The sequence below is a fragment of the Desulfocastanea catecholica genome, from assembly GCF_054657295.1.
This window is the reverse complement of sequence record NZ_BAAHYZ010000006.1, coordinates 126562-139798: the sequence shown is the minus strand read 5'-3', so window position 1 is coordinate 139798 and position 13237 is coordinate 126562. Positions and strand designations below refer to the sequence as shown.

Here is a 13237-nt window from a genome sequence, read left to right as displayed (position 1 = left end):
ATTGACAGCCAATGTTCTTAAACCTAAAAGGACACGTAGATGAAACTTGAGCAAACTGTCAGCGAATTGGCGAAAAGGGCAAAGGTTGCTGCATCATCTTTGATGGCACTGTCCACAAAGAGCAAAAACAGCGCTCTGTCGACCGTCGCTGAACTCCTGAATCAGCAAAGGCAGCATCTTCATGAAGAAAATAATAAAGACTTGCAGGCCGGGCAAGCTCAGGGGCTTGCTTCGACCATGCTCGATCGGCTGCGGTTGTCCGATGCGGTCATTGACGCGATGATCACCGGGCTGCATGAGCTCTGCGCTCTGCCCGATCCGGTCGGTTCAATAGAAAATCTGGTTAAGCGACCAAATGGTCTGCAGGTCGGGAGAATGCGCGTGCCTCTGGGGGTGATTGCCATGATCTATGAATCCCGTCCCAACGTTACCGTGGACGCGGCCGCACTCTGTCTCAAGACCGGCAATGCAATAATACTGCGCGGAGGATCAGAGGCTATCCATTCCAACCTGGCCCTTGCCGCGATTCTCCAGCAGGCACTGAGCATGCACGACATTGACCAAAATGCAGTGCAGATTATCCCCGTAACCGATCGCCAGGCGATCAATCATCTGCTGACCCTGGATGCGCAGATAGATCTTGTCATCCCCCGTGGCGGCGAAGGCTTGATTCGCTTTGTCTCAGAGACATCGAGAATTCCCGTTCTCAAACACTATAAAGGCGTCTGTCATCTGTTTGTCGACAAAGATGCCGATTTAGAAAAAGCAATTCCGCTGATTATTAACTCCAAAACCCATCGTCCGGGAGTATGCAACGCCCTCGAAGGACTGCTTATTCACAGCGATGTCGCGGATAAATTCCTGCCGACGATAGCCAACGCCCTCGTTAATCTAGGCGTTGAGCTGCGCGGATGTCCGCAGAGTGTGAAAATTTCAAGTAAGGTGCAACCCGCCGGGGAAGAGGACTGGGGCACCGAATTCCTTGATTTGATCCTCTGTGTGAAGGTCGTTCAGAGCTTCGCCAAGGCAAAAGAGTACATCCGCCAGTACGGCTCGCAGCATACCGAATCAATTATCACTGAAAATTACTCTACCGCCCAGCGTTTTATTGCCGAAATTGATGCCTCCGCCGTTATGGTAAACGCTTCAACGCGTTTTAATGATGGCGGCCAGCTCGGCCTGGGTGCGGAAATAGGCATAAGTACCACCAAGCTGCATGCCTACGGGCCAATGGGGCTCGAAGAACTGACAACCCGGAAATTTGTCGTCTATGGTCAAGGGCAGGTCAGAGAGTGACAGGGCGGAAAATCGGCTTGCTCGGCGGAACCTTTGATCCGGTTCATTACGGCCATTTGCAGTTTGCCGAGGCGGCATTGCAGGAATGCCGCCTGGATAAGGTCGTTTTTATTCCTTCGGCCGAGCCCCCCCATAAAAACGGCGCTTCGATAACATCGTTTCGACATAGACTGGCTATGCTCATCCTGGCCGGACAGGGTATACCCAGTTTTGAGTGTAATGCCATAGAAGAAAGACTGCCAAAACCATCCTATACCATTGATACCCTGAAAGTGCTTCAGAAGCATTATGAAGTTGATTGTCGGTTGTATTTTATGATTGGCGCCGATGCCTTTCTTGATTTTCTCACCTGGAAATCACATCAGCAGATTCTCCAGTCGGTGAATATTCTTCTCGCCTTGAGAAAAGGATATAATGTTGACCAGCTGACACTGCTGCTAAAAAATTTGGGATATAAGCCCGATGATGGACTCTGGACGGCCGGCTATGGTAAACAGGATATCCATATTTTAAAAAGGACACCTGATGACCACAGTTCCTCAGCTATCAGGACGATGATCGAAAAAGGAGCGCCAGTTGACCGTTTCCTGCCTGAAGCAGTTCTTGAATACATCCGGAAAAATAAACTGTATCATGCAGCGAATAGAGCAAGAACAACTCCTTGACCGACAAGATTGTCCGGCAAGTGCTAAGTGGAATTATCTTTATGCAAACAGAACAAAAATGGCCGATTCCGGCAAAAATATCGCTACTCATTGTCGACGACTCGCTGGTGTTTCGTAAATTCTTGGGAGATATCTTCGACGATTGTGCAGATGTAGTCGTTGTCGGCGAGGCGCAGAATGGCATTGAAGCTCTGGATATGATACTCAAAACGAGACCGAGTGTCATTTTTCTGGATATGGAAATGCCCCTGATGGATGGAATGACCGCCCTGCAGCATCTGATGATTCATCGGCCGACTCCGACGATTATGTTTTCAAGTCTTACCGAACGAGGGACCGCCCGATGTTTTGATACCATGAAAAATGGCGCCATAGATTTTGTCTGCAAGGATTTTATTTTCCAGAAAAACAACGTGGCAACCTATAAAAAACTGCTCATCGACAAGGTGAGAAGAGCTGCCCGGGTAAAAATTAAAGCCAAAGAACCGGTCTTTACAGCGACATTAGCGGCAAACTGTGCACCTGTTACCGAGCAGAGAATCGTTTTTTGTGAAGAGTGCGGCAACCGTCAGGGAGTCGTTGTTACCAGAAACCAGCCCCTGCAGCCTCTACTCTGTTCCCAGTGCGGCGATAGCATAGACCTGAGTTTATCCGCGCAGTCACAATACCGCCGCAGCACCTTTATCTCCGTTCTCGGCGGGGGGGAAGGCTGTTTCTCTAATCTGTTGCAAATAGTTCCTCAGCTTGGTGCCGAAATGGGTGGTGCGTTACTTGCTGTTGTTCATCAGAACAGTGAACATGTCAATGCATTTGCTGAATATCTTGACGCGATATCGCCGATAAAAGTGATACGGGCCAGAGAGGGTATCAATATTGAAGGCGGAACTTGCTATATCGCCTCCGGTTCCGACTATTTGAGTCTTAAACCGTACAGTGCCCAGCTGACCTTGCAAAAGGTAGCAAAAGGATCATTGAAAGGCGGCCCTCTCGACATTCTTCTAGCATCAGTCAGCACCATCTTTAAAAAAAGGGCTGCTGGAATAATACTTTCCGGCGACGAAAACGATGGCGAAAGGGGTATAGCCATCCTCATGAAAAATGAGGGCTCGCAGGTCATTCTTCATGAAGAGGAATGTTATTGTAAAAACATGGGTCGACAGATTACGACAAATTGTCATATATCAAAAACCTCTGCATTGGATAGCATCGTTGATACCATCAGACAAAAACATTGTCAGGCGAAACATGATAGCCTTGCCGGTTGAAGCCACATTGTTCGTCCAGGATAAGGCAAATGGACAGTAGATTAACACCGGGGAAAGAAAAAAAAGCCCTTCTCTGGGAGGAAACTGTTCCTCTTATGCAACAGGGACTGCATAAAGAATTGCTCAAAAGTGCCTACGGCAATGCAACAAACGGTGAAAGGATCTTTCCACTGCGGGAGAATGTTTTTGCGGCAATGCGACTGACCAGCCTTGAACAAACCAAGGTGGTCATCCTTGGTCAGGATCCCTATTTTAATGAGCATCCCGGCAAAGGCCCCGAAGCCCACGGCTTGTGTTTTTCTGTACAAAATGGAATTCCTGTCCCGCCATCCCTGCGCAATATTCTGCAGGAAGTGAACAACAGCGTGTACAACGGCCGAAAAGTCAGTGTCGACAGTGATCTGACCCGATGGGCAAGACAGGGTGTCTTGCTGCTCAATGCCAGCTTGACGGTAATGGCCAGGCGTCCGAATTCCCATGCAAATCTTGGTTGGCAACTCCTTACCGATGATGTCATCTCAACTATTTCAAGGGAGAAAAAGCATGTTGTTTTCATGCTTTGGGGGGCCTTTGCCCAGAAAAAAAAGGCACTGATCGACCACAGCAAACATCTTATCCTGGCCACCAGTCATCCCTCACCTCTCTCCGCCCATCGTGGCTTTCTCGGCTCGGGAATCTTCGTGAAATGTAATGAGTATCTCCAAAAGCACCATATCCAGCCCATAGAATGGTGAGGGACGAGATTATTGCATGGCGAGATGCTCCTTCACAACATACGGAATCATATCGGCGACCTCAGAGGCGAGAAAGCCTGAGCCACATTTTTCATAGAGTCTATCCGCGGCAGCCCCATGCAGATAGACACCGGCCACTGCAGCATCCAGGGGAGCCATCCCCTGACACACCAGAGCTCCAATAACGCCACTGAGAACATCGCCCATGCCTCCGGCTGCCATTCCCGGATTGCCGGTGGTATTGATAATGGCTGCGCCGTTACTTGCGGCAATTATGGTGCCCGCTCCTTTAAGAATAAGCACAATGTCGTGAGCGTCGTTTTTAAACAGGTCGCAACCCAGGCGAGCGGCCTCCAGTCGATTGTCCTGAATACTGTCGATTGATTTATCGAGTAATCGGGCCAGTTCGCCGGGGTGTGGCGTAAAAATCCTTGGTCCGGCGGGAGAGTGTAATTTGTTGCGATATCCGGCAAGAAGGGTAAGTGCATCGGCGTCCAGAATAACAGGGCACCTGGCGGTGAGGTAGATTTTCAGCACAAGTTCAGCGGTATCCGGATCTTTGCCAATGCCGGGTCCAAGGACGACTGCCTGTTTTACCGCGATATTTTGCGAGATGACATGCCAATCGGCAACCGACAATGACTGGGAACTGTTTGGCAGGGGAACTGTCATCGCCTCGATAAGTGTCGTCTCAAAAACAGCATTGAGATCATGCGGTACACAGAGACTGACCAGACCAGCACCACTGCGCAGAGCACCTTTCGCCGCAAGTACGGCAGCCCCTGTTTTGCCTGCCGATCCTGCCAGTAGAAGGAGGTGTCCATGGCTGCCTTTGTGGGAGGCCTTTTTTCGCCGCAAAGGCTGCGACAGGGTGGTGAAAGTGTCGGCGGTCGCGAGCTCTGTGGTTATGTCGGCGCGGTCAACAGCTTCCCGGGGGATGCCGATGTCAATTATCTCCAGTTTGCCCGTCAAGGAAGAGCTGCCATGGATGAAGTGACCGGGTTTGGCACAGCAGTATGTTGCCGTATAGTTCGCCCGTACGCAGGTGCCGAGTATTTTTCCGGTATCGGAATCCATGCCGGAAGGAGTATCTACCGAAACGACCGGGGCATTATGGCCAAAACCCGAGGTGTTGATAAGGTTGATGGTGTCGGCAAAGTGGTCGGTTACCTCCCGACAGAGGCCAATGCCGAAGATTGCATCAATGATAACATGGCAGGACAAGCCCCTTGACTCCAATTGTTTATAGAGGACAGGAATGGTTTCCACCCGTGCGGCATTGTCGACCACATGAAAGGGCAAGCGGAGTTTTTTGACGATGTGTAGATTAACCGCGGCATCTCCCTTGAGGCTATCTGGATTGACCAGGAAAAAGAATACCGGCTGACAGCCCCTTTGATGCAGATGTCGACCGATAACCAATCCATCCCCGCCATTATTGCCGGGACCAATAAATATTAAGGCAAAGGTGTTTGCACAGGGCCCCAGTTCGTTTTCGATCATCCTCACTGTGCCGAGGCCGGCATTTTCCATCAGCACGACACTGGGAATGCCAAAAAAATCACTCGCCGAATGATCGAGATTCTTCATTTCCAGGGCAGTGGGCAGTTTCATAGAGTTCTCCTTTGGTCCAGGGCAAATGCTTGTTGCCCACGGTTATGGTCAAGGTTTATTCCTCGATGCGGTCCCGGCAAATTTTGCATGGTGCAAAACCGGCTGCACGGGCGACATGAACATCCTTAAATTCCAGGGTGCAGTGCCTGCAATGGTAATGTTGACAACCCGGCAGATGAAACACCCGTTTTTGGGCATCGCCGCGCAGCGTGTTGCTGTGGGCAGATAAGGCAGCCATCTCTTCAGCATCGGCATTTTCTTTGCTACTATCTCTGAACCTGCGCGATACTCTTTGGTAAATGACCTGCAATGGTGATGTCACTTTGGAGGATATCTTCGCCAGGAAAGCGGTCAGGGCAACCGGAAAAAGCGGCTGTTCATTGGCTATCCTGATTATCCAGAAAAGAGCCAGAGCAAAGAAAAAACCATTTGGACTCCACATTGCCAGCCACACCGGGACAACCCCTTGTTCCGCCAAGGCCTTGCCGAAGGTAAAGAAAACATAATAGAAGACAAAGATGGCCAGGCCTGCCTGAATGCCGATAGCCTTTTTACCTGGCCTTGCCTGCAGTCCCAGGGGAAGACCGATGAGGCTTATTATCAGACAGCCAACCGGCAGGACGAGCCTTTTATGAAATTCTATCAGAACCGTCCGTCTCTCCTGGACATTTTCCTTGGCCTGTTGTGCTTCCATACGCAACTCGGCCATGGTCAGAGCGGTTTTTTTCAGGCGAGCGGCTTTGGCGTCGGGAAGTTGCAGGGGAATATTAATCTGATATTGATTGAATTGGACGATCTGGGCATTATCAACTCCCGGCTTGTGCAAACTGCCGTTGCTCAAGGCTATGGAAACCATCATATTTTCGATGCTGCTGTCCATCTGCCCTGTCGACGCCATGGTGACAATGGGATTGTCGACGCCCCGCATATCGGAAACCCAGACGTCGGTCCACTCACCGGTGATTTTATCAATTTTATCGACATAGACAACAACATCACCAAGAGCCTCGGTGAACACATGTTCCTTGATGCCGCTGCTGATTTTTTCCTTAAGGAGCTGGTAGGAAAGTTGTTTCATGGCGACAGCGCTCTGGGGAATCAGTTGTATTGACACAAAGCCGGTCAGCAGGGCAATGAGGCCGGCGACAATGACGACCGGCGGCAGGATCTGGTATATGCTGATCCCGCTGGCCTTTAAGGCGAGGATTTCCGAATCACTGGACAGCCTGGCAAAACCGATGGTTATTCCCAGCATGGCTGCCATGGGAATCGAATAAAGAAAAATATTCGGAAACAGATAGGAGAAAAGTCGAATAAAATCCGCCAGTCCTATATTGAGTTCGAGCACAAAGTTAAGAAAGGGAATGAGTTTGACCAGAAAGAAGACACAGTTCATTATTAGAAAACTGGCGAAAAATGGCCCGAGCATTTCCGTTGCCAGGTAGCTGTAGATTAGTTTTGGTGTTTTTATGTACAATTTCATGGTGACATCGGCCGCTCAGATACAGAAAAATAATTATACACTGATTTTGTGTTTTCCACGAAAATGCTGTATAAAACGATGGTTCTTTTCGGCAGGGGTGTTGTCAACCTGCTCTAACGTTTATTCATTCCAGTCCAAGCAGCTCGACAGCCTGGGCAAAAAAGGCCAATCATGCATTTATTTGAAACAGAAGATGGAGACAAGTGGGTCTGCGTTACATGCGGAGTCGAAGAAGAGCCGATGATACGTGAGAAAAATTGGCGCTGGTGTTTCGATAAACACGATCAGACTCTTCGCTGTTCACTCTGCGGCCATCCAGACTATGATATCGAGGACTGACAGGAAGTACGACACATAAAAGGTCAAGTCCTTTCTTTATCGTGTTGCCGGCCCTGGACGCTGAAACGCTTAAAATTTCGAAGCAGTTATTGGGGCTTCAATGGTAACGGTCACCCAATGCTGATCCCACCACTCCTTTGGCGTGACGAATACCCCATGCACCAGCATAGAAAAATGCAGGTGATCGCCGCCGGCCATGCCAGTCGTACCGGTTAAACCAAGAACAGTTTTCTGGTCAACCATGTCGCCGGGAGCAACATTCATCTGACTCAGGTGGGAATAGAGACTGAACACCCCCTGTCCGTGATCGACCAGCACCATGTTGCCATAGATGCCGAGATAGTCGGCAAAGATAACGATTCCCCGGTTGGCCGCCCTGACATCAGCCCTTTGGGTTGAGGCGATATCCATACCGAGATGCACCTGTTGATCAATATTCTTGCCTTTATAGTGGTAGGTTCTATGATCAGCAAATCCGGCCCGGGCACTCCCCGGCATGCGGTTGAAACTTCCCTTCCAGAGTCGCTCGGAGTGCGGTTTTTTGCATAACTGGGCGATTTTCTCATTGTTCTGGTCTCTGATGGCAGAGTTGGAAAAGAGGTATTTTTCGATAAAATCACCTTGCATTTCCGGATAATATTGCTGAAATTCCGGAATCTTAGTCTCTAGAAACCCATCGCTGATGGTAATGCTGTCGCGTTTTTGGTCTGCCTGTTGATAAACCGCGGTAAAAGGGACAATGCTGTTATTACCGGCTGGGTCCTCTGCCGAAACGTTCAAGCGTTCTATTTTTTCGGTATCAAAGGGCAACGAAAAAAAGGAGATATAGGTATCCTGCCGACCGTTACCAAGAGGAAATCCGGGATTAAAGATACCATTCATGTCTATGCCATGACGACTTTCCTGGTCGGAAAGGCGGTAAATTGCAATGCCTGTCCCGCCGGGTGAAATATATTTTTCACTGTGCAGTATTTCAATACGCGGAGGGATCGTATCGACGGTGACCACTTTAGTGGCTGTTGCGGTGTTGCCCCGTAACCAGCCACGCAAGGAAAAATCGGTAGCTTCAATCATAATGGACATGGGACCATCGGTAAAACCTTCTTTCTTTACGTCAAAAGTGATTGTTCTGGTGTCCTGCTGTGGACCAACCGCGCCGGTATATTTTGTTCTGGGATTGGACACGGTATGCAGCAATTTTTTCACATCATCCTGTATTCCCCACACGTTAATGGTGTGAATGCCACTCTTTGTGTCGATGACCGTATATTCAATCCTGCCATTGTTGCCGACAAAGGCACTGGACTGCTCTAGATTGATAACCGGCTTTTCACCTTCGAAAAAAAGAATAAAAACCGCTGCTCCAGCAATGAGGAGCATAACGAAAAAAACGGTAAATAAAACACGAGATCCTTGTAATTTTTGTCTGTTACGAAACGCCATTGTCTAACATTATCCTTATATGATAGTTTATCGGGAGGTACAAAGAGCTTACTAGCGCTGCCATATAACCTCGTATTTCTCGATATGGAGGTCTTTTGAAGGAGCGACAATGATTCTTTTGCCGATTTCTTTTTCTACCTTGGCCTTGGTCAACTCTTCCTCATTGTTGAGCATGTCGGCAATTCTGGGATGTACCTGCAGGGTAATATTTCCACCCTTGTGTTTCTTGGAATTCCTGTTGATCTTTCTGAAGATATCATAGCAGATGGTTCGACGGGATTTAATCATGCCCTCGCCGGCACAGTAGTGGCACGGTTCACACATCAGCTGGTGCAAGTTCTCACTGCTGCGTTTTCTGGTCATCTGCACCAGGCCGAATTCAGAGAGTTTCAGAATATTGTTTCTGCTTTTATCTTTTTTTACCGCCTCTTTGAATGTAGTATATAACTGCTCACGGTGGCTATCGTCTTCCATATCGATAAAATCGATGATAATAATCCCACCGATATTTCTTAAGCGCAGCTGATAGGCTATTTCGACAGCGGCTTCCATGTTGGTTTTGAAGATCGTGTCATTGAGGTCATTCTTTCCAACATATCTTCCCGTATTAACGTCAATTACTGAAAGTGCCTCAGTACTCTCGATAATGATATATCCGCCGGATCGCAGCCATACTTTCTTTTCAATGGCCCGGGAAATTTCCACTTCGATATTATAGAATTCAAAGAGTGGAGTAACCTCTTCATACAGGGATATTTTGTCGATCAATTGGGGGGCAAATGTTTTTGCATGACGGAGGATCTTTTCGTAGGCAACCGGATCGTCTATGATCAGGCTATCAACGTCCATGGTAAAAAAATCTCTGATGCAGCGCAGGGTAATATCCAGATCTCTATGCACAAGTGATCGGGATTCCATGTGTTCCGCCTTGTCGACAATGTCATCCCAGAGCAGCATGAGAAATTCCATGTCGGCCTCGAGTTCTTCCCGGGTAGCATGTTCCGCAACGGTACGAACAATAAATCCTGTCCCTTGAGGTCTGATTTCTTCGATCTGCGCCTTGAGCCTGTCTCGGATCCCTTCATCCTCAATTTTACGCGAAATACCGATATGATCGGTTTGCGGGATAAAGACGAGGTTGCGACAGGGGAGGGTGATGTGGCAGGTCAATCTGGCCCCTTTCGTGCCTATGGGATCTTTGCTGACCTGTACCAGGATATCCTGCCCCTCTCTGAGGAGGTCTTCAATATGCAGCCCCTGGGTTCGAATATTGGTATTTGCGCAATCGGTGATACAGGGATCGTAGTCGGATGACGGCGAGGAGGCAACGCAGACATCATCCACATAGAGAAATCCGGTACGTTCAAGACCGATATCGACGAAAGCAGCCTGCATTCCCGGAAGGACACGGACGACCTTACCTTTGTATACATTTCCCATGAGACCCTTTTCCGTTGGTCTCTGCATGTGAAATTCGCTGAGGTTGCCGTCTTCTACAAGCGCAAGGCGAACCTCATAGCTTGTAGCGTTAATGAGTATTTCAGTGGTCATTCTAAAGCCGTTTAAATCAAAATTGAAACTTCCCTGCGGGAAGGAGTATATTTTTTCAAATATTGTAGTATACATTATAGACAACGAAAAGTGCCATATGTAATAATATTTTTATATGCCTGCCCCACAACACAAAAAGATGAAGTGCTGTCCGGTATCAGTGGTTATTCCGACTTTCAATCGACGCTCGCTGCTCAAGCGGGCGATTGATTCGGTATGCAATCAGACGGTGCAATGTTCCGAACTCATTGTTGTTGACGATGGTTCAACGGATGACACTGCGGAATTGCTCAGAGATTTAGCGAGTTCCGCAAAAATAATGTGCAAAGTCTACTCCCAGGACAACAGCGGCCCGGCTGCGGCGCGCAATTATGGAATACGTCAGGCAATGTTTCCCTACATTGCCTTTCTCGATTCAGATGATCACTGGCAGAGACGAAAGCTCGAAAGGCAATTTCAATATCATGTCGATAATCCCGCCTGCCGGATCAGTCATACAGGTGAGACATGGCTGCGCAGAGGCCAACATCTGAATCAGAAAAAGAAACATATTCCCGGCAACGGCGATATCTTCGCCCAGTGTCTCCGACTCTGCGCGGTGGGCATGTCGACGGTCATGATGAAAAGAGAACTGTTTGACCAGGTTGGGTTTTTCGATGAATCCCTGCGATGTTGCGAAGATTACGACCTGTGGTTGCGGATAAGTTGTCGCTATCCTTTTCTTCTCGTGGATAAACCACTGACCGTCAAAGAGGGCGGGCGGGAAGATCAGGTCTCCTCGCAATACGCTCTTGGTATGGACCGGATGCGCATATACAGCCTGAGAAAACTGCTCGATTCCGGACTGCTTGACTGCCGGATGCACCTCATGGCATTGCAGGAGTTGAAGAAAAAAATCACCATATTCGGCAACGGTTGCCTGAAACATAACAAAATGGAGCTTGGTCGTGCTTTTCTGGACCTGATTCCTGTTTACGAAGAGAAGGCCAGGAAAAATTTTCCAATGCTCGGGGAGCGTTCTTGATGCAGCAACACAGTTGGAAGGACTCATCTTACTATATTAACCAGATTTACGTCGAAGAATCCTGTCTGCACCTCGATTACACCCAGGAGATCATCCGTCGGGCGCAACTTCCCTGGTCGGTAGTTCCCGACCGGCAAAAGCCGAACAGCCTCGCTGATGAGTATGTCGAGAACCTGTCCGCCGGTAAGCGACAATTGTATCTCTGCATGAACAGAGGCGTTTTTTTTAAGCCTTGCCCAGGAACGCGTGAATACCAGTGCTGTGATTATCAGGTGCTCAACACCGGTACTAACTGCCCCATTGACTGTGTCTACTGCATTCTGCAGGCCTATCTCAACACCCCCTGGCTTACGTTCTATGTCAATACAGAGCAGCTTTTCAACGAACTCAACGAGTCGCTCTCAGCCCAGCCAGAACTCTTTTTCCGCGTCGGTACCGGCGAGTTTACCGATTCGCTGGCCATAGACCGCTTAACCGGATTGAGCAGGCGGCTCGTCCCGTTTTTTGCACAACGGGACAACGCCGTACTCGAGTTAAAGACCAAAAGCGCGATGATCGACAACCTCGTCGGCCTGCAGCATAACGGCAGAACCGTCGTTGCCTGGTCGCTGAACAGTCCATCCATCATGAAAAGTCAGGAAATACGCTCGGCAACCCTGCAGGAAAGGCTGGAGGCGGCAAGACAATGTGCCGAATGGGGCTATAAACTGGCATTTCATTTTGACCCGATCATTGAGCATCGCGGCTGGCGTGAAGGGTATGCAGCAACAATCGATGCGCTTTTTGCCACCGTACCGGCAGAGGCGATAGCCTGGATATCCCTTGGCGCCTTGCGCTTTCTCCCGAGTTTAAAGGAGATAGGCATCAAACGCTTTCCTGCTTCGACAATCTATTTCAATGAGTTTATCCAGGGACTGGACGGTAAATTGCGCTATTTCCGTCCGAACAGGGTTGAGATGTATCGAAGTATCTATCGATACTTGCAAGAAAAAGCCGCTTCGACAACCTGTATCTATTTTTGTATGGAAAGTGACGAAATCTGGCAGGAGGTCATGGGCTTTGTCCCTGCAGCGCAAGGTGGGTTAGCGAAGATGCTTGACCGGGCAGTACGGGGAAGCTGATCGCCTCGCCGCCTTGCCCCGCCCAAGATTATGCAAATTTGACCTTGTTCTTTCTCTATTCTCGCGTATATTGGCAATATTCAAACAGAACGACTGTTTTTGTAACTCTCTTAACTTAGAGGATTGTATCATGATAAACAAGGTAATACTGATAGGCAATTTAGGCGCGGACCCGGAGATGCGTTATACGACCAGTGGGACTGCGGTGGCCACCCTCAGGTTGGCAACGAGCAGGAAATGGAAAGACAAGGACGGCAATCCGCAGGAAGAGACGGAATGGCACCGGGTCATTGTCTGGGCGCAAGCTGCCGAATTCTGCAGCAATTATTTATCAAAAGGTTCGAAAATCTACGTTGAAGGTCGCTTACAGACGAGGAAATGGCAAGACCAGAGCGGCAATGACAAATATACGACTGAAATAATAGCAAATACTGTCCAGAATCTTACTCCGCGAGGAAGTGAAGGCGGCGGTGGCGGCGGTTTTCAGGAACCACCTCTGCCACCCGAACCTTTCGGAGGATCGATGGGGGGAAGCGGCACCGGTGAAGACGTGCCTTTCTGAACAAGTGGACGGGTCTTTGTCGTTTCCTTAAAGAATCTACAAAAAGGAGCAATGTTCCTGCAGTGAACGTGCTCTTTTTTTTTGTCGAAGACCGCATTGCTCAGCCCAGAAAAGTTGATTGACTGTACATGGAACAATTC

Annotated in this window: 11 protein-coding genes; 7 read left to right on the top strand and 4 right to left on the bottom strand. The window is 48.9% G+C overall.

The window, feature by feature from the left end; translation table 11 throughout:
• Positions 1–39: 39 nt before the first annotated feature.
• From ACYQ8U_RS07625 to ung, 4 genes are read left to right on the top strand one after another with little or no spacing between them, the layout of a single operon-like run.
• Positions 40–1296 carry a glutamate-5-semialdehyde dehydrogenase gene (locus tag ACYQ8U_RS07625; protein ID WP_459944940.1) on the top strand — a complete coding sequence of 419 codons (1257 nt, stop codon included), beginning with the start codon at positions 40–42 and terminating at the stop codon, positions 1294–1296.
• Positions 1293–1961, top strand: coding sequence for a nicotinate (nicotinamide) nucleotide adenylyltransferase (gene nadD / locus ACYQ8U_RS07620; protein ID WP_459944939.1), 669 nt, complete (start codon positions 1293–1295; stop codon positions 1959–1961). Before ACYQ8U_RS07625 ends, nadD begins: the two co-directional genes overlap by 4 nt.
• Positions 1962–2002: 41 nt before the next feature.
• Positions 2003–3226, top strand: a complete 1224-nt coding sequence (locus ACYQ8U_RS07615; protein ID WP_459944938.1) for a chemotaxis protein CheB — start codon at positions 2003–2005, stop codon at positions 3224–3226.
• A 29-nt stretch (positions 3227–3255) separates the two neighbouring features.
• Entirely contained in the window at positions 3256–3960 is a 705-nt protein-coding gene (gene ung, locus ACYQ8U_RS07610) for a uracil-DNA glycosylase (protein WP_459944937.1), read from the top strand.
• Between the two features lie 9 nt (positions 3961–3969).
• On the opposite strand, the gene ACYQ8U_RS07605 is transcribed toward ung, so the two are convergent.
• The 4 genes from ACYQ8U_RS07605 to ACYQ8U_RS07590 all read right to left on the bottom strand — a co-directional run bounded on the left by ACYQ8U_RS07605 (position 3970) and on the right by ACYQ8U_RS07590 (position 10390).
• Complete coding sequence (locus ACYQ8U_RS07605) at positions 3970–5574, bottom strand: NAD(P)H-hydrate dehydratase (RefSeq protein WP_459944936.1); 1605 nt, start codon at positions 5572–5574, stop codon at positions 3970–3972.
• A gap of 55 nt (positions 5575–5629) precedes the next feature.
• On the bottom strand, positions 5630–7057 hold the full coding sequence (lptF, locus tag ACYQ8U_RS07600; protein ID WP_459944935.1) for an LPS export ABC transporter permease LptF: 1428 nt from the start codon (positions 7055–7057) through the stop codon (positions 5630–5632).
• Between the two features lie 408 nt (positions 7058–7465).
• Positions 7466–8839, bottom strand: coding sequence for a peptidoglycan DD-metalloendopeptidase family protein (locus tag ACYQ8U_RS07595; protein ID WP_459944934.1), 1374 nt, complete (start codon positions 8837–8839; stop codon positions 7466–7468).
• 51 nt (positions 8840–8890) lie between these two features.
• Positions 8891–10390: an Rne/Rng family ribonuclease gene (locus ACYQ8U_RS07590; protein WP_459944933.1), complete on the bottom strand. Its 1500-nt coding sequence runs from the start codon at positions 10388–10390 to the stop codon at positions 8891–8893.
• Positions 10391–10529: 139 nt separating this feature from the next.
• Between ACYQ8U_RS07590 and ACYQ8U_RS07585 the strand changes: the two genes are divergently transcribed.
• From ACYQ8U_RS07585 to ACYQ8U_RS07575, 3 genes are all read left to right on the top strand, one after another.
• Complete coding sequence (locus ACYQ8U_RS07585; RefSeq protein WP_459944932.1) at positions 10530–11414, top strand: glycosyltransferase family A protein; 885 nt, start codon at positions 10530–10532, stop codon at positions 11412–11414.
• The gene (locus tag ACYQ8U_RS07580) at positions 11414–12535 is read left to right on the top strand and encodes an SPL family radical SAM protein (RefSeq protein ID WP_459944931.1); all 1122 of its coding nucleotides are present in this window, start codon (positions 11414–11416) and stop codon (positions 12533–12535) included. Before ACYQ8U_RS07585 ends, ACYQ8U_RS07580 begins: the two co-directional genes overlap by 1 nt.
• Positions 12536–12665: 130 nt before the next feature.
• A complete protein-coding gene (locus ACYQ8U_RS07575; protein WP_459944930.1) occupies positions 12666–13097 on the top strand; it encodes a single-stranded DNA-binding protein in 432 nt (143 codons plus the stop codon).
• Positions 13098–13237: the final 140 nt, after the last annotated feature.